Here is a 15,859-nt window from a genome sequence, read left to right on the forward strand (position 1 = left end):
CGACGAACGGGTCGGCATCGAGACTTGGACCGGCGGGAGGAATGGCAATGACCCAAGGAATTGGCGGAAGTGTTCGTTCACACCCGCAATGCGCCAACGCTGGCGACAAAACCATAGGCGCTGATGGGATGCCCTTCGGCCCGTTGCCACACGTCCGTCCTCGGCGTTCGGTTACCCGGCGAGTGGCTTCAACGGGCAGCCCTTCAAGGCTCCGATTGGCTCCGTAAACCCAATCCCATATCCGCGATCTGGAAAGGCGCCGACGCCTGCCTTCTGCGCTAATGACATGGATTGCTTCAGCACCCTCTCAGTGACGCTTGAGTGCGCTTCCCGGGGAAATGCCCTGGTGAGCGACACGTGTCCGCCGGCCTGGAAAGCTCGGGCTTGCGGGCTGTCCCGAGTATTGGTGCAGGAAGGTACGCTTGTATCCAACAGGTGCAGTGGGGCGGCGATCCGGGGGCGAAGGGAATGGCGCGGGCGCGGCTCTCCTCGACTCTCTGTCCAGAAGCAACACGTCACCTGCTTCAACGATCAGCGCGAGGTCGGCCCAATGCAGAGGCGGCTTTCGTTGTGCAGGATGGGGTAGGGCACACGAGGAGGCGGACGGCGCCGAGATGACACCAGCCTACGCCAGCACTGCATGCTTCGTGATGCCTCGACTTCTGGACGTGGCGGAACAAAAGACGCGGCGGTCACCCTTTTCGAGCCCCTGAAGGTAGCGCCCTGGAACCAAGACCGCTAGCGAGCAGACAACATCAACATCGTCACCTTTGCCCGGCGTTCGTTTCATGCGACATCGGCGATCCTCCGGCGCCAGCGGTGGCTGTATGGGAGCACGAATGAACATTATAGGGATCAACTATTTTTACCACGACTCCGCGGCCTGCGTTGTACGCGATGGAAAGCTGATCATTGCCCTGGAAGAAGAGCGGCTGACGAGAAAAAAACATACCTCTGCGTTTCCGACTAGTGCAATAACCAGATGTCTGCAAGAAGCCAAGCTAAGCCGTTCCGACATTGATGCCATCGCGATCTCAGCGAAGCCGGAACTGGATTGGCACAGGAGGCTTGGCTATTGCCTCCGTCACCTACCGAGATCCCTGAAGCTTCTTAAGTACGAACTGGGTCTTTATTACGGGAAGCGGCGAGAACTTGAATCCTGGCTGAGTGCCCTTTGGCCCAACCCGTTCGACCGACCGAAGATTCATTTTGTTCCGCATCACCTGGCGCACGCGGCCGGGACATTCTTTGTGTCGCCTTACGATTCGGCAGCAATCATGTCCGTCGATGGTTCTGGTGAGTGGGCGAGCTCGATGCTCGGACGTGGTGAAGGCACGACAGTGGACACGTTCTCCTCCAGTTACTTCCCGATGTCTCTGGGATCGGTCTATGAGGCGGTCACACAGTTTTGCGGCTTCCAAAATTGCTACGACGAAGGCAAGACTATGGGTCTCGCACCCTTGGGTGACCATACTGTATACAAGGACGCTGTAGAGAAAATTCTAAACGTGAACGAGGATGGCACCATCCACGTTGACCTGTCGTATTTTAATTATCAGTTTTGGGAAGATGATCTTTGCAGCGAGAAGTTCTTCGAGGTCTTTGGGCACCCGAGGGCGAGAAACAAGGGGGAGTTCAAGAGCAATCATTTGAACACGGCCGCGGCCTTTCAGCACGTGCTTGAGGAGAGGTGCCTCCAGCTGGCCGACATAATGAAAAAGAAGACGGGCGAAAAATATCTGATTATTGCAGGCGGAGTGGGTTTAAATAGTGTGATGAACGGGCGGGTCGTCCGCGAGTCCGGGTTCGATGACATCTATGTCATGCCTGCAGCGGGAGACAACGGGACGGCGATCGGAGCCGCCTATTATGTACACAATGGCCTGATGGGTCATCCAAGGAGCTTCGTCCACCGTGATCCGTATGTGGGCACCGAGTATAGCAACGAGTTCATCAGCAACCTGATCGACGAATGCAAACTGCGTGCTGAGTACTGCGAAGACATTGAAGAGGTCACGGCCCGTTACCTTCAAGAGGGCAGTATCGTGGGCTGGTTTCAGGGGAAGATGGAGGTCGGCCCCCGGGCGTTGGGGAACCGCAGTATTCTGGCTAATCCAACCCTGTCGCATATGAAGGATAAGATAAACGCGGAGGTAAAACACAGGGAGGCGTTTCGGCCTTTCGCGCCCTCGGCGATTGTCGAGGAAAAGGACACGTTCTTCGACTTGCGAGTTGAGGCTCCGTTTATGCTTAAGGTCTGCAACGTTCGGGAGGATGCGAAAAGCAGATTGCCGGCCGTCACCCATGTGGACGGTACGGCGCGGCTGCAGACAGTCCGGAAGGACGTCAATCCCAGGTTCTATAATTTGATCAGCGCGTTCGGTAGGCTCAGCGGCACGCCGGTTCTTCTTAACACAAGCTTCAATATCATGGGCGAGCCTATCGTCGAGCATCCAATCGATGCGATCCGATGTTTTTTTTCGACGGGGCTGGACGTCCTTGTGCTCGGGAACCATCTGATCAGGAAAGAGCAGGGGTCCGGGGATGGAAGCACGCCTGAGTTGAATGCGTTGGCGTCCTAGGCGACTCCAGTGCGCGAATTGCCCCTGCGGTCGAAAGAGCCGCGCTCACGACAGATCGTCGTGGCGCGGTTGCACCGATGCTGACGCGTCTGTCGGGGACGCGACGGGGCGAGAGTGTACCATGAGACACTCGCTTTCTTCTCACTGCCGGATTCTAAGGAAACGATGATGCAAGGGGCGAATCGACTCTCTGGGTTCATTCGGCCGGTGTCCGAGTATGTTCTGGAGCAACTTGCGCAACAATGGCGGTTGCTGGAATCTGGGGAGCAGGTGCCCTTCTCGCTGTCCTGGTGTTGGATGGGCTCCTGGCTGTCGCTCGTTCAGCGTAAGACCAAGGTATTCGTGTTTGAGTGCAGGAACGGACCTGATGTTGTTGGTTTATGTTTCTTGACGCTGTGTCCGGCAACGCGCCTTAAAGGGCATCTATCGTTTATGCAGCTGCAACTCAACGAATATTTGGCGGACGGATGCGACATGGCCATGGCGTACAATGGCCTGCTCTGTGAATCGCGATACCTGGAGGGGGCGTGGGAGTGCTTTTTTCGGACGGCAATGGAATGGAATAAGGTTTGGGACGAGATATCGCTTCGCGCCCTGTCGGAAGATCAGTACCGGGTTGCCGCGAGACAATCCGCGAAGCTCAGGTTTGAAACAGATAGAATCGATAAGACCTGGCGACTGGAGTTCGATGCGTCGTTTCCGTCGCTGGAAGCGCTCATCGGATCCTTCAAGCGGAAGTCTCGGCAGCAGCTTCGGCAGACGCTGGCGGCGTATTCGGAGCTTGGGGCTTTGACAATCACGGCGGCTGCGAGCGTCGACGAGGCGCTGGAACTGTTCCTCAAAATGGAAGCGCTACATACCCAGCGCTGGGAGAAGGTCGGGAAAGAGGGTTCTTACGCGAATCCGCACTGGGTGGCTTTCCATACCAACCTGATCAAGAGTTGCTTCGGCACTGGCCAGGTTCAGGCACTGGAGATTTGTGTTGCCGGCAACCCGATCGGTTATCTCTACGGACATGTGTACAATAGAACGGTATACATGCATCAGACCGGGTTCGCTCAAACGGACAGCACGAAGTTTCGGCCGGGCTACATCTCGCATTGCCTGGCGATGTTGCTGAACTTGGAACGGGGGAACATGACGTATGATTTTCTCCCGGATACCCAGGACTCCTACAAGCGATTTTTCGTATCTGAGGGAGCTGACGTGTTTTGGGTGCGCGCTGTTCGGCCTAGGCTGAAATTTCTGTACGAGAAGGGCGTTCGCAAGAGCGTATCGGCTCTGCAGTCGGCAGTTTCGCGGTATCGGGGAAGGTCATTTTGGGGCAAGTCTGTCCAGCAGGTCGTGCCCGCCAATGCTCTCCGTGGCTTAGGTTCAGATCGCTGCACTTAGCGAATCGTTCGGAGTGATAGGGGCATGTCCATAGATAAGGGCCGAACGCTTGCTGCGAATCCGCCGATGTTGATTGCCGGTTCGGGGCGGAGCGGTACGACTTGGGTCCTGGATGTCCTCGCGTCCGCATTTGGTTTGAGAACGATATTTGAGCCCCTTCATCCGAATGCTGTCAAAGGCGCACAAGCGTACGCGAGCAGATTCATCCCGCCGGATGCGGAGCCAGATGGCATGGAACGTTTTTTCCGTCGAGTATTCTCCGGCGAGCTCGCGACCTTGTGGACGGACTATCGTATCCCGCCGTATACCCTGATCCCGCCGGTCCGCGATCTCAGGGCGCCGGGCGGGTTCGCTAGACTTTATCATTGCTGGCTGAACGCGATCCGCCAGTATCAGCAGTACCAGCCGGCCCGATCACGACCCCGTTTATTGGTGAAGTGCATCCGGGCGAATCTCCTTCTCGGTTGGATCGCGAGTCGTTTCGATGCACGGGTGTTATTGCTGGTGAGGCATCCGGCGGCGGTTGTCGAGTCAAAGCTGCGTCTCGGCGGTCGGTCCTGGGACCCGGCGCGTATCCTCGATGTGTATAAACGGGACGAGAATCTACCGGCATTAGGGGGGGGGCGATATGTTGACCTGTTGCATAAGGATCTGACAGACGCTGAAGCGCTTGCGCTGGTTTGGTGCATCGAGAATCAAGTCCCAATGGCTGAAGCGAGAGAGAACGGTTATCTGCTCGTCCACTATGAGGATTTGGTTGGCGATGGAGGTCAGATCTGGGACCGGATTGCGAATTTTTTCGGGCTTGAGGCGTCTGGCTGGGATACGGACTTGATCCGGAGCCCTTCTCAGCAGGCATCGGCAGACTTCAAGAAGGCCGAGGGACCGCGACAGGCAAGTCGTCCAGGCTGGATGACTCGGATGCGATCGGAGGATCTAAGGGACGTCGATGGCATTCTGAAGGCGGTCGGCTTGACTGCCTATGATGTGAACGAGGCTTTCCCCACGCAGGAGGCAGAGATTCGGAGCTGAGACGAATGAGTTTGGATAGGGGCAGTATCCGCCGGGTCCGGTCTTGATGGATGCCGACCCAACCGGCGTCATGGAGGCGGCAGCTCCTCCATGGGCCAGCGCGCCCGGGGCCCGAAGGCCAGCGGCTCGGCATGACCCGCGCGCAGGCGCTGCCAGCCCGCGTACGCGATCATGGCCCCGTTGTCGGTGCAGAGCGAGGGGCGGGGATAATAGGTCTCGCCGCCGGCCGCGGCGATCGCCGCGTTCATGCGCTCACGCAGTCTGCGGTTGGCGCTGACACCCCCGGCGAGGATCAGGCGCTTGCGGCCGGCCTCCTGCAGCGCCCGCCGGCACTTGATCACGAGGGTATCCACCACCGCCTCCTCGAAGGCGCGTGCGATATCGGCGCGCGTCTGAGCCGGGTCGACGGCTTCGGGCAGCGCCTCGCGAACGGTATTGAGCGCGAAGGTCTTGAGCCCGCTGAAGCTGAAGTCCAGACCCGGACGGTCTGTCATGGGGCGGGGGAAGCGGAAGCGTCCCGGGTCGCCCCGCTCGGCGAGCCTTGCGAGCTCAGGGCCGCCGGGATAGGGGAGGTCGAGGATCTTAGCGGTCTTGTCGAAGGCCTCGCCGGCGGCATCGTCGAGCGACTCGCCGAGGATCCGGTAGTGGCCGATGCCGGTCACGTCCACCAGCTGGGTGTGGCCGCCCGACACCAGGAGTGCGACGAACGGGAAGGCGGGGGCCGGATCCTCGAGCAGGGGTGCGAGCAGATGCCCCTCCATGTGATGGACGGCCACGGCGGGGACACCCCAGGCCCAGGCGAGGCTGCGCCCCAAGGCGGCCCCCACCAGCAGCGCGCCCACCAGACCGGGACCGGCGGTGAAGGCGACGCCGTCGATGTGTCCGGCATCGATTGCGGACTCCTCGAGGACCTGACGGATCAGCGGGAGGGTCTTGCGAACATGATCGCGTGAGGCCAGCTCCGGAACCACGCCGCCATACCGTGCATGGATGTCGACCTGACTGTAGACTGCCTGCGCAAGCAAGCCCCGCTCCCCGTCATAGACGGCGACGCCGGTCTCGTCGCAGGAGGTCTCGATGCCCAGGACCCGGGTCACGGGTGCCCGCGTCGATGCCCGTTGAGGCGTGTACGACACCAAAGCGGCCCTCAGCGCGCGGCGTCCACGGCATAGGGGGCGGGGTCGAGGATGGGCTCGCGTCCGAGCATCAGATCGGTCGCGAGTCGCGCCGAAGCCGGACCGGTGACCAGGCCGTTGCGGAAATGTCCGGCATTGATGAAGAGTCCCTCCACCCCCGGGTAGGCGCCGATATAGGGGATACCACTCGGCGAGCCGGGTCGAAGTCCTGCCCAGTGGTCCTCGATGGGGGTGCGTTTGAGAATCGGGAACAACTCGAATGCCGCGCGGTAAAGGGCTTCCTTTGCCTCTGCCGTCGTGGTCTTTACGAAGCCGGTATGCTCCACCGTGCTGCCGAACAGCAGTCGGCCGTCGCGGCGGGGGATCAGATACCGCTCCTGATGCAGTGTGATGTGGTGGATCTGCCCGGGCTTTCCGTAAAAGAGGATCATCTGGCCGCGGACCGGCTCGATCTCGGGTGCCCGTCCGAGCTGCTCGAGGAGCTCGGCGGTCCAGGCCCCGGTGCAGATCACCACCTGGCGGGCCTCGACCGGCCCCGCCGGGGTGCGCACCCCGCGGATGCGGCCGTTCTCCACCATCAGCTCGAGGACCTCCTCATGCTCCCGCACCGTGATGCGCCGGTCGACGGACCCGCGAACGGCCTTGACCAGGCGCGGCGTCCGGATCTGGGCAACGCGGGGAAACAGCAGCGCACGGTTCGGACCGGCTGCGAGCTGTGGCTCGATCTCATGCAGTCGGCCACCCTCGATCAGATCGATCCGGTGGCCGTGACGCGCGGCCCAGTCGACGGCGACCGCCTGCTCGTCGACATCGAGCACGAGCATCCCGTTGACCGTCAGCTCGGGGTCGATCCCGGTCTCTTCGGTGAGCGCTTCGGCCAACGACGCGTAGGCCTGCTGGCTCCAGCTTGCCAGTGCGGTGACCGCATCGGAATAGCGCCAAGGGTAGAGCGGAGAGACGATCCCCCCGCCGGCCCAAGAGGACTCGCGACCGGTCTCGCCCATCTCGATCAAGGTCACCTCCGACCCCGCGGTCACGAGCTCCCGAGCCGTCAGGAGCCCGATGATCCCGCCGCCGATGACGAGGACGTCGCTCACCGGGCGGCCCTCGCTCCGAGCTCGCGCGGCAACGCAAAGACCACCTGCTCGCGGATCCCGTCCTGCTCCTCGACGCCGGCGGCGCCCCAGGCCTTGAGCTGCTCGATGACCCGCTCCACCAGCACCTCGGGTGCGGACGCCCCGGCGGTGAGGCCCACCGTCGACGATCCCGCCAACCAGTCTTGGCGGATGTCCTCCGGACCGTCGATCAGGTGTGCGGTGCAGCCCTGCTTCTCGGCGAGCTCGCGCAGGCGGTTGGAGTTGGAGCTGTTGGCGGAGCCGACCACCAGCAGGACATCGCATCTTGCGGCCAGATCCCGCACGGCGTCCTGGCGGTTCTGGGTTGCGTAGCAGATGTCGCTCTTCTTCGGCCCCCGGATCTGCGGAAACCGCGCGCGCAGGGCCTCGATGATCCCGCTGGTGTCGTCCACCGAGAGTGTGGTCTGGGTGACATAGGCGACACGCGAGGGGTCCCGGACCTGCAGACCGGCCACCTCGTTGGCCGATTCGATCAGATGAATGGCCCCGCCGTCGCTCAGGCACTGACCCATGGTCCCTTCGACCTCGGGATGGCCGGCGTGACCGATCAGGATGACCTCCACGCTGTTCTTGCAGTGCCGGGCGACCTCCAGGTGGACCTTGGTGACCAGAGGGCAGGTCGCGTCGAAGACGCGCAGATTGCGACCTTCGGCGGAACGACGCACCTGCTGCGCCACCCCATGGGCGCTGAAGATCAGGGTCGCCCCGTCCGGGACCGCGTCGACCTCGTCGACGAAGATCGCGCCGCGTTGCTTGAGCCCCTCGACGACGAAGCGGTTGTGCACCACCTCATGACGGACATACACAGGTGCGCCGTAGAGGTCGAGCACGCGCTCGACAATCTCGATCGCGCGGTCGACGCCGGCACAGAATCCCCGGGGGTTGGCGAGCAGTATCTTCATGTGGAGAGAGGATATGGGATCGGCTGGTAAAATTCACGCCACGGAGAGGACCTTGACGCGAATCGTCAGCGACCGCCCGGCGAAAGGGTGGTTGAAGTCGACGCGCACGCGGCCCTCGACCAGCTCGAGGATGAGGCCGCTGGTCTCATGTCCGCCCGGGGTGTGGAATGCGACAACCTGCCCCGGCACTGGCGTCATCCCGGGCGGGAAATCGCTAGGTTCGATCCAGTGGATATTGGTCTCGTCATAAGGCGAGAAGAGCTCCGAGCCGTGGCCGATCACATAGGTGTCGGTCCCGTCGGGCAGCCCCAGAAGGGTCGACTCGAGTCCCGTCGCCAGCGTGCCGTCGCCGACCTTAAAGGCGATCGGTTCGGCGTCGAAGGTTGAGAAGGCGACGAATCCGTCCTGGAAGCGGACCTCGAGGTGTAGCTCGACGGTGCGTCCCGGCGCGATCAGGGTATCGCGACTGACCATGGTGGGGTCGGCCCCGTCAGAGATCAGGATTGCTCGGCCGCGATCGCCCGCAGGACGGGCAAGTCCAGGCCGTAGGCCTCCCCGTTGCGGATCGCGCGGGCCAGGCGCGCCGGGGCGCTGCGTCCCATGCAGGCGTGCTCGGGATCGCCTTCGAAGGCCAGGGCCATGGCGGCGAAGAGGGTCTGTCGGTCGAAGCGATGGCCGGTCAGCGCTTCCTGGATGTCGATGACCTCATGACCGACCGATTCGGCGAGGTCGCGATGCCGGGACCAGAGGGTCGCGACAGTCCCTCCCGTGCGTAATCCTGCGATGTTGGTGGTCAGGATGTAGAGGTTCTTGAGCACGAGCTCGAACACCAGCGCGTCGGCGTCGGCCAGGATGCGCGTCGGGATCTGCAAGGTCGCCAGTGCATCCGCGAGGAGGATCGCCTGGGGGCCATAGACCGGGGAGGGGATGATGACCCTGTGAACCCGGCCCGGCTTCTTCTCAAACCAGACGGAGATCACTGTCGGATCGGGGCACCCGGCCCAGTCACGCGGAAGCAGCTCGTTCTGCAGGAGTCCCAGACGCCCCCGCCAGTCAGGCGGAATCGCGGCCAGCGTTGCGGTCAGATCCGCTTCGCCGACGGCGATCAGCACCAGCTGGGGCGCCGGGATCTGCGCCGCGGCTGCGGCGAGTGAGCTGCCGCGAATCACGGGGAAGACCGGATGGCCAAGCTTCAGGATGCCGCGTGCGAAGACACCGCCCATTTCGCCAACGCCGACGAGGACGACCGGATGTTTCATGGATCCTATCGAGCCTGTGATGACGGGTGCTCTATCGCGAGGCGCTGCGGCCGGCTGCCGCTCGACGCTGGCTGTCGGGCGGGCAGCCCGATCAGAGCAGCTCCTGCGTCACGAACAGATAGCCCACAGCCACCACCACGACGACGATGGTGGCATAGATGAGTAGGATGCACACCCCGGGCAGATCGTTGCAGACCGCGCTGTACCTGCATAGCTTGCAGTCTCTCATCGTCGAACCTTCTGCCGTTCAGGCGTGACACCCGCCCAGAGTGGTCGAGTGTGGGGTTGATCCTTCACGGGTATCCTCGCCCAGATCAGCATGGCGATCAAGGGACGCCCGCACGCCTGGGGGTCACCGCTCGTGTTGGTTGTGATCGGCGCCCCGCGCGGGCTGTCCGTCGCCCTGATGGGGCGCCGACTCAGTCTCCGGGCGGAATCGCCGGACGATCCGGGCGCGTCGCACGCCAAGCCGCGGGGTTCGCTTGTGCGGCGTGGCCGAGTACCATAGCCCTATGCCTGGAGGAGAGCGAGTCTCTTGTGGAGTCCGAGCTGCCCCAGCCGCCCTGCGTCTACCGCGCGACAGAGGATAGACTCGAGGTGCTCGCCGTCGAGAGCTCCTTCAAGGGCCCGGTTCTGGTGGACTTCTGGGCCGCCTGGGTGGCCTGTCACGGCGACAGGCTGAGCTGCTGAGGCGGCGCGCGCAGGATTATGGCGGACGCTTCTTGTTGGTCAGCGTCGACACGGATCGAGAGAAGGCGATCGCGGAGCGGTTCGGCGTGAGGAGCCTGTCTTCCTGTATGCTGTTCCGCCGCGGCGTTCCGTTGGAGCATCTGCACGGGATGCAGACCGAGGGCGACTATCGGGGCTCGATCGAGCGGCATCTCGTCGCGCCTGCGAGCGGCGTCGAGTCCTCACTCGACCATTTCGCGGAGATCCACCGCCGGGACGAGACCTGTCGCGACGGAATCGGGCGTCGCGGCCTGCCCGCGATCAGGGATCATCTCGGACCCGGCGATCCCCGTCTCACTCGCGACCGTCGCCTCCTCTTGTCGCACTGAGACGCCCGCATCTCTAGCCTGACCCCTCTGGCCAAGATGATCCGCCCGGGGCGCGTGCCCCGGATATCCGGTTGACAACATGACCCAGACCGCAACGATCGGCTTCATCAGTCTCGGCTGTCCCAAGGCGACTGTCGATTCAGAGCGTATCCTGACTCGGCTGCGTGCCGAGGGTTACAGGATACGGCCGACCTACGAGGATGCCGATCTGGTGATCGTCAATACCTGCGGCTTCATCGAGGACGCCGTGGACGAGTCCCTGGAGGCGATCGGTGAGGCGCTGGCGGCGAACGGTCAGGTCATCGTGACCGGTTGTCTCGGTGCGCGCGCCCAGGTGGTGCGCGAGGCGCATCCCGAGGTCCTTGCAGTGACAGGGCCGGACGCGCTCGAAGAGGTGATGGCCGCGGTGCATGCGCAGTTGCCGGCACCGCATGATCCTTTCATGAGCCTCGTGCCACCTCAAGGCATCAGGCTCACCCCGCGGCATTACGCGTATCTCAAGATCTCGGAAGGCTGCAATCATCGGTGCAGCTTCTGCATCATCCCGAGCCTGCGCGGCGATCTCGCAAGTCGCCCGATCGGGGAGGTGCTGGGGGAGGCGGAGCGGCTGGTCGAGGCGGGTGTGCGCGAGCTGCTCGTCATCTCGCAGGACACAAGTGCCTACGGGCTCGATCTTCGCTATCGGCTGGATTTTTGGAGAGGCCGCCCGCTCAAGACCGACACCGCGGCGCTGGCGCGCGCACTCGGCAGTCTGCCGGCCTGGGTGCGGCTGCATTATGTCTACCCCTATCCGCATGTCGACGCGCTTATCCCTCTGATGGCGGAGGGGCTGATCCTGCCTTATCTCGACATGCCGCTGCAGCACGCCAGCGCGCCCGTCCTGCGGGCGATGCGCCGGCCGGCGGCGGCCGAGAAGGTGCTGGACCGGCTTGCACGTTGGCGCGAGCAGTGTCCGCAACTGGTCCTGCGCAGCACCTTCATCGTCGGCTTTCCCGGTGAGAGCGAGTCGGATTTCGAGCAGCTGCTGGACTTCCTGCGCGCCGCTCGGCTGGACCGTGTCGGCTGTTTTCCTTACTCGCCGGTGGCGGGTGCGGCCGCGAACGCGCTGCCGGACCCTGTTCCCGAAGGGCTCAGGAAGGAGCGCGTGGCGCGTTTCATGACCCTGCAGGCGGAGATCAGCCGCGCCAAGCTCGCCGAGCGCATCGGTCAGCGACTGACCGTCCTGGTCGACGAGGTCAGGGAGGCTGAGGTGATCGCCCGCAGCTATGCGGACGCACCCGAGATCGACGGGCAGGTGATCCTGCCCGGTGCCTGGGAGCTGGACCCCGGCGATTTCATCGCGGTGGAGATCACCGGCTCGGGAGAGCACGATCTCTGGGCAAGTCCGGTGGAGGGCCTTTAGTTGGGGAGATGCCGATGCGGCCTGCGGTGCCTTTGTCCAGAGGGCTCGGTTGGAGGGCGATATCAGAAGGCGGGTCCGGGCTGCTTGCCCAGCTTCTTCAAGATGGTGGCCAGCGGACAGAATCCGGTGAAGGCCGACTGCAGGAGGTTCAGCCCGACGAAGCCCGTGAACCACAGCCAGTGGATGCTGTGGTAGACGGCGAGCAGGACCGAGACCAGGATGAAGGTCCCGGCGACGGCCAAGACGATACGCTCGATAGACATGGACAGTCTCCGGCTTGAGGATTGATCGAAAACCAAAGCGGAATCCTAATGAACACTTATACTCAGTTCAAGGCCGCCTGACGCAAGGTCTTTCTCGGATTGATGAGGATGGCTGCCCCGTGGACGTCGATGACTTTCCGCGCTTGATCGAGGCCCTGCTGCGACCGGATCCCTACCCGCATCCTGCCGATCCGGTCCGGCACATCGAGACCCACATTTCCCATGTGTTTCTCGCCGGGCCGTACGCATACAAGCTCAAAAAGCCGCTCGACCTGGGCTTTCTCGACTTCTCCACCTTGGAACGCCGCCGTCATTGCTGTGAGGAGGAGCTGCGGCTCAATCGACGCTTGGCGCCGGATCTCTATATCGGTGTGATCGCCATCACCGGCACGGCGAGCGCACCCCGCATCGGCGGGGAGGGTCCGGTGCAGGAGTATGCCGTGCAGATGCATCGTTTCGCCCAGGCGGCCCTGCTCAACCGCCGGGAGTTGTCAGGTGACCTCATGGACCGCTTGGCGGAGGAGGTCGCGGACTTTCATGCCCGTATCCCTGTCGCCGCGTGCGCTGGGCCTTTCGGTACCCCCGAGGCCGTCCTGGCGCCGATGCTCGAGAATCTGGACCAGATCCGGGCACGCATCCCGCTTCCGGATCAACTCGCCCGGCTAGACCGACTCGAGACCTGGACGTGCTCGCGCTGGGAGGCATTGATTCCGGCCATCGAACGCCGGCGGCGGGACGGTTTTGTGCGTGAGTGCCACGGTGACATGCATCGCGGCAACATCGCCCTGATCGATGGCGAGATCCGCATCTTCGATGCGATCGAGTTCAATCCGGCGCTGCGTTGGATCGATACCGCGAGCGAGGTCGCCTTTCTCATCATGGACCTCGAGGAATCGGGGGCGGTGCCCCTGGCGCGGCGTTTTCTCAACCGCTATCTCGAGCGCAGCGGCGATTACGGCTCCCTCGAGGTCCTCGATTTCTACAAGGTGTACCGCGCCCTGGTGCGCGCCAAGGTCCTGGCGATCCGTCTGCGGCAGGCCGCCCTCGATCCTGCGGAAGTCCGCCAGGACGTCGACAACTGTGGCCGCTATCTCGCGCTCGCGGAGTCTTACACGGTGCGACGTTCGCCCCGTCTGCTCATCGCCTGCGGCCTATCGGGCTCCGGCAAGAGCTACCTCGCCCGCCGGCTTCGTGAGGCCTTGCCCCTGATCCATCTGCGCTCCGATCTCGAGCGCAAACGGCTGTTCGGCATTGCGGAGGCCAACACCGCGCCGACATCCGTCGACGCAGGCATCTACTTCCCGGCCGCAACCGACTGGACCTATCACCGCCTCCTGCGGCTGGCTGAGGCCATCCTGCATGATGGTTATGATGCCCTGGTCGATGCGACCTTCATTACCCGTGAACGGCGTGCGCGCTTCCGGGGGTGGGCGGCACGACATCGGGTGCCGTTCGCGATCCTGGCCATGGATGCCCCGTTGGCGGTCCTGCGGAAACGCATCCGCTCGCGTCTGGCCGAAGGGGCGGATGCCTCGGACGCCAACCTCGAGGTGCTGGAGCATCAGCGTGCGGCACTTCAGGCCCTGACCAGCGAAGAGCGGGCGCATGCGGTCTTCATCGACACAAGTCGCACGCCCTCCCTACCCGAGATTCTGATCCGCATCGAGACCGCGTTGGTCGGCGCGTCCGGGGATGCATCCCTTCGCCAGGGCGCTCCACCGGAGTCACTGGAGGATGAGCATCACCCCGGCGAGCATCAGGACCCCCGCGGGCAGCCGCGACGCCAGCCCTGACTCGCGGAAGAGGAGAGCGCCGTAGAGGATGCCGAACAGCAGGCTGGTGCGTTTGACCGCGATCATGTAGGCCACCTCGATCTGCTGCAGCGCCAGGAAGTGGGTGTAGACCATGACTCCCATCAGGAGAGCGACCAGGAGCACCGGGCCGGGTCGGCTCGCGAGCCGGAGCAGCACCCGGGGCTGCGGCAGGACGATCAGCAGGCAGACCGCCGCACCAAGCAGCGCGAAATAGAAGGCGCCGAACTGCCCGGGTGCCATGTAGCGCATTGCGCCCTTGCCCAGCGTGGCCGTGATCGCGTAGATGGCTGCGACCGCGAGCATCATGCGCGAGCCGGGCTCGTAGAGGATGGCCGCAAAGGGGCGGGTCCAACTGCGCCAATCGCCCAGGCGCGCTTGCCCGCTATTGAGCAGCCAGGCGCCGGCCACGACGAGGCTCACGCCCGCCGCACCCAACGCGCTCACCTCCTCCCCGAGAATCAGCCAGGCCACCCCGATCACGAAGACCGGCGTGAAGGCGAGATAGGGCAGCGTGAGCGACAGGGGGTGGTCGCGGATCGCCGCCATATAGAGCAGCATCGCGGCGATCTCCAACGGGACGAGGATCAGGATCCAGAGCCAGAAGGCGAGGGGGAGCCCCTGCAGCGGCGGCAGTCCGGACAGCAGCGGGGTCATGAGGAGTCCGACGATCCCGAAGCGCACGACGACCAGCTCACGTGCCGAGAACCCTTGCAGCCATGCCTTGGTCGCGGCATCCGCGCTGGCCAGGCTGAGCGCGCAGAGCAGCGAGAGGCTGATCCAGTCCATGGCGCCCGCGGGCGTCGCGGTGGTCAGGGCCGTGCGGCCAGCGTGTCGCCCGGCGGTGCGGCGGCTACCAGGACCTCGATCCCTGCGCCCGGACGCGGGCCATGCTCGCTCAGGTGGCGCCGCCAGGCACGCGCACCGGACTGGCCTTGGAAGAGCCCGAGGAGATGCCGGCTCATCCGGCTCAGCGGAAGGCCTGCTGCCAGCTCGCGGCGCGCATAGGGCAAGAAGTCCTCGAGGACCTGGTGGCGATTCGGGGGGGGCCGTGCATCACCGAAGATCACTCGATCGGCGTCGGCCAGGACCCAGGGGTTGTGATAGGCCTCCCGCCCGATCATCACGCCGTCCAGGACCGTCAGGAAGCGCGCTGCCTCCTGCAAGGTCTTGATGCCCCCATTGACCACGATGCACTGATTGGGCAGATCCGCCTTCAGACGTTCGACGACCTGATAGCGCAGCGGCGGGACGTCGCGGTTCGCCTTCGGACTGAGCCCGCCCAGCCAGGCCTTGCGGGCATGCACGATCAGCGCGTCGCAGCCGGCATCCGTGACGGCCCCGGCGAAGTCGCGGAGCGCGTCATAGCTGTCTCGGTCATCGATGCCAATCCGGGTCTTGACCGTCACCGGCACGGCGACCGCGTCCTTCATCGCCGCGACACAGTCGGCCACCAGGGCGGGCTCCGCCATGAGGCAGGCGCCGAACCGCCCCTTCTGAACCCGGTTCGACGGGCAGCCGACATTGATATTGATCTCGTCATAGCCCCAAGCGGCGCCCAGCCGCGCGCAGGCCGCCATCTCCTTGGGCTCCGAGCCGCCGAGCTGGAGCGCGACCGGGTGCTCGGCGGGGTCGAACCGCAGGAAGCGCTCGCGCTCCCCATGGATCAGCGCCCCGGTGGTGACCATCTCGGTGTAGAGCAGGGTGTGCCGACTGATCAGGCGCAGGAAATAGCGGCAGTGACGGTCCGTCCAGTCGAGCATCGGGGCAATGCAGAGGCGACGATCGATGCTTGGGGGGAAGCCGGAGATCACACCAGTACTGTTATGGGGATACCGATCGATCACGAGGTATAGGGGTTGCGTATGCCGGGCGCGTCGACCGGA

At 63.8% G+C, this 15,859-nt stretch carries 16 protein-coding genes; 7 read left to right on the forward strand and 9 right to left on the reverse strand.

Features of this window, described 5'->3' with window-relative positions:
• The first annotated feature begins 839 nt into the window (after positions 1-839).
• The 3 genes from LJE61_RS05330 (at position 840) to LJE61_RS05340 (ending at position 5,006) form a co-directional block, all read left to right on the forward strand.
• Positions 840-2,582 (forward strand): carbamoyltransferase C-terminal domain-containing protein, encoded by a 1,743-nt coding sequence (locus LJE61_RS05330; protein ID WP_296917700.1) that lies wholly within the window; start codon positions 840-842, stop codon positions 2,580-2,582.
• Between the two features lie 207 nt (positions 2,583-2,789).
• Positions 2,790-3,974 (forward strand): GNAT family N-acetyltransferase, encoded by a 1,185-nt coding sequence (locus LJE61_RS05335; RefSeq protein ID WP_296917702.1) that lies wholly within the window; start codon positions 2,790-2,792, stop codon positions 3,972-3,974.
• Positions 3,975-4,040: 66 nt separating this feature from the next.
• Positions 4,041-5,006 carry a sulfotransferase gene (locus tag LJE61_RS05340; RefSeq protein ID WP_296917715.1) on the forward strand — a complete coding sequence of 322 codons (966 nt, stop codon included), beginning with the start codon at positions 4,041-4,043 and terminating at the stop codon, positions 5,004-5,006.
• A gap of 68 nt (positions 5,007-5,074) precedes the next feature.
• Here LJE61_RS05340 and tsaD read toward each other — a convergent pair whose 3' ends face one another.
• The 6 genes from tsaD to LJE61_RS05370 all read right to left on the reverse strand — a co-directional run bounded on the left by tsaD (position 5,075) and on the right by LJE61_RS05370 (position 9,668).
• The gene (gene tsaD / locus LJE61_RS05345) at positions 5,075-6,142 is read right to left on the reverse strand and encodes a tRNA (adenosine(37)-N6)-threonylcarbamoyltransferase complex transferase subunit TsaD (protein WP_296917704.1); all 1,068 of its coding nucleotides are present in this window, start codon (positions 6,140-6,142) and stop codon (positions 5,075-5,077) included.
• An 11-nt stretch (positions 6,143-6,153) separates the two neighbouring features.
• Positions 6,154-7,239 carry a glycine oxidase ThiO gene (thiO, locus tag LJE61_RS05350; protein ID WP_296917706.1) on the reverse strand — a complete coding sequence of 362 codons (1,086 nt, stop codon included), beginning with the start codon at positions 7,237-7,239 and terminating at the stop codon, positions 6,154-6,156.
• The gene (gene ispH, locus LJE61_RS05355; protein ID WP_296917708.1) at positions 7,236-8,180 is read right to left on the reverse strand and encodes a 4-hydroxy-3-methylbut-2-enyl diphosphate reductase; all 945 of its coding nucleotides are present in this window, start codon (positions 8,178-8,180) and stop codon (positions 7,236-7,238) included. The genes thiO and ispH overlap by 4 nt, the downstream gene beginning before the upstream one ends.
• 33 nt (positions 8,181-8,213) lie before the next feature.
• Positions 8,214-8,654 carry an FKBP-type peptidyl-prolyl cis-trans isomerase gene (locus tag LJE61_RS05360; RefSeq protein ID WP_296913532.1) on the reverse strand — a complete coding sequence of 147 codons (441 nt, stop codon included), beginning with the start codon at positions 8,652-8,654 and terminating at the stop codon, positions 8,214-8,216.
• Positions 8,655-8,677: 23 nt separating this feature from the next.
• Positions 8,678-9,439 carry a ketopantoate reductase family protein gene (locus LJE61_RS05365; RefSeq protein WP_296913534.1) on the reverse strand — a complete coding sequence of 254 codons (762 nt, stop codon included), beginning with the start codon at positions 9,437-9,439 and terminating at the stop codon, positions 8,678-8,680.
• Positions 9,440-9,530: 91 nt separating this feature from the next.
• A complete protein-coding gene (locus LJE61_RS05370; protein WP_296913535.1) occupies positions 9,531-9,668 on the reverse strand; it encodes a hypothetical protein in 138 nt (45 codons plus the stop codon).
• A gap of 308 nt (positions 9,669-9,976) precedes the next feature.
• Here LJE61_RS05370 and LJE61_RS05375 point away from each other — a divergent pair, with 308 nt between their 5' ends.
• The 3 genes from LJE61_RS05375 (at position 9,977) to rimO (ending at position 11,899) form a co-directional block, all read left to right on the forward strand.
• Complete coding sequence (locus LJE61_RS05375) at positions 9,977-10,129, forward strand: YbbN family protein (protein ID WP_296913538.1); 153 nt, start codon at positions 9,977-9,979, stop codon at positions 10,127-10,129.
• A gap of 35 nt (positions 10,130-10,164) precedes the next feature.
• Positions 10,165-10,497, forward strand: coding sequence for a thioredoxin family protein (locus tag LJE61_RS05380; protein WP_296913541.1), 333 nt, complete (start codon positions 10,165-10,167; stop codon positions 10,495-10,497).
• 79 nt (positions 10,498-10,576) lie between these two features.
• Positions 10,577-11,899 carry a 30S ribosomal protein S12 methylthiotransferase RimO gene (rimO, locus tag LJE61_RS05385; RefSeq protein ID WP_296913545.1) on the forward strand — a complete coding sequence of 441 codons (1,323 nt, stop codon included), beginning with the start codon at positions 10,577-10,579 and terminating at the stop codon, positions 11,897-11,899.
• A gap of 62 nt (positions 11,900-11,961) precedes the next feature.
• Here rimO and LJE61_RS05390 read toward each other — a convergent pair whose 3' ends face one another.
• Positions 11,962-12,162 (reverse strand): YgaP family membrane protein, encoded by a 201-nt coding sequence (locus tag LJE61_RS05390; protein WP_296913548.1) that lies wholly within the window; start codon positions 12,160-12,162, stop codon positions 11,962-11,964.
• 119 nt (positions 12,163-12,281) lie between these two features.
• Between LJE61_RS05390 and LJE61_RS05395 the strand changes: the two genes are divergently transcribed.
• Positions 12,282-13,955 carry a bifunctional aminoglycoside phosphotransferase/ATP-binding protein gene (locus LJE61_RS05395; RefSeq protein ID WP_296913551.1) on the forward strand — a complete coding sequence of 558 codons (1,674 nt, stop codon included), beginning with the start codon at positions 12,282-12,284 and terminating at the stop codon, positions 13,953-13,955.
• Here the strand turns inward: LJE61_RS05395 and LJE61_RS05400 are convergent.
• Positions 13,887-14,762: a DMT family transporter gene (locus LJE61_RS05400; protein ID WP_296913554.1), complete on the reverse strand. Its 876-nt coding sequence runs from the start codon at positions 14,760-14,762 to the stop codon at positions 13,887-13,889. The two genes, LJE61_RS05395 and LJE61_RS05400, sit on opposite strands and share 69 nt — an antisense overlap.
• A gap of 23 nt (positions 14,763-14,785) precedes the next feature.
• Positions 14,786-15,784, reverse strand: a complete 999-nt coding sequence (dusA, locus tag LJE61_RS05405; RefSeq protein WP_519972956.1) for a tRNA dihydrouridine(20/20a) synthase DusA — start codon at positions 15,782-15,784, stop codon at positions 14,786-14,788.
• Between the last annotated feature and the right edge of the window lie 75 nt (positions 15,785-15,859).

Source organism: Thiocapsa sp., from assembly GCF_022340925.1.
GTDB lineage: Bacteria > Pseudomonadota > Gammaproteobacteria > Chromatiales > Chromatiaceae > Thiocapsa.

Excerpts from the sequence above, each read along its gene's own strand:
- LJE61_RS05365 (WP_296913534.1), bottom strand. The coding sequence starts at position 9,439 with ATGAAACATCCGGTCGTCCTCGTCGGCGTTGGCGAAATGGGCGGTGTC.
- LJE61_RS05400 (WP_296913554.1), bottom strand. The coding sequence starts at position 14,762 with ATGGACTGGATCAGCCTCTCGCTGCTCTGCGCGCTCAGCCTGGCCAGC.
- rimO (WP_296913545.1), top strand. The coding sequence starts at position 10,577 with ATGACCCAGACCGCAACGATCGGCTTCATCAGTCTCGGCTGTCCCAAG.
- LJE61_RS05360 (WP_296913532.1), bottom strand. The coding sequence starts at position 8,654 with ATGGTCAGTCGCGATACCCTGATCGCGCCGGGACGCACCGTCGAGCTA.
- LJE61_RS05340 (WP_296917715.1), top strand. The coding sequence starts at position 4,041 with ATGTTGATTGCCGGTTCGGGGCGGAGCGGTACGACTTGGGTCCTGGAT.
- LJE61_RS05370 (WP_296913535.1), bottom strand. The coding sequence starts at position 9,668 with ATGAGAGACTGCAAGCTATGCAGGTACAGCGCGGTCTGCAACGATCTG.
- LJE61_RS05330 (WP_296917700.1), top strand. The coding sequence starts at position 840 with ATGAACATTATAGGGATCAACTATTTTTACCACGACTCCGCGGCCTGC.
- LJE61_RS05390 (WP_296913548.1), bottom strand. The coding sequence starts at position 12,162 with ATGTCTATCGAGCGTATCGTCTTGGCCGTCGCCGGGACCTTCATCCTG.
- ispH (WP_296917708.1), bottom strand. The coding sequence starts at position 8,180 with ATGAAGATACTGCTCGCCAACCCCCGGGGATTCTGTGCCGGCGTCGAC.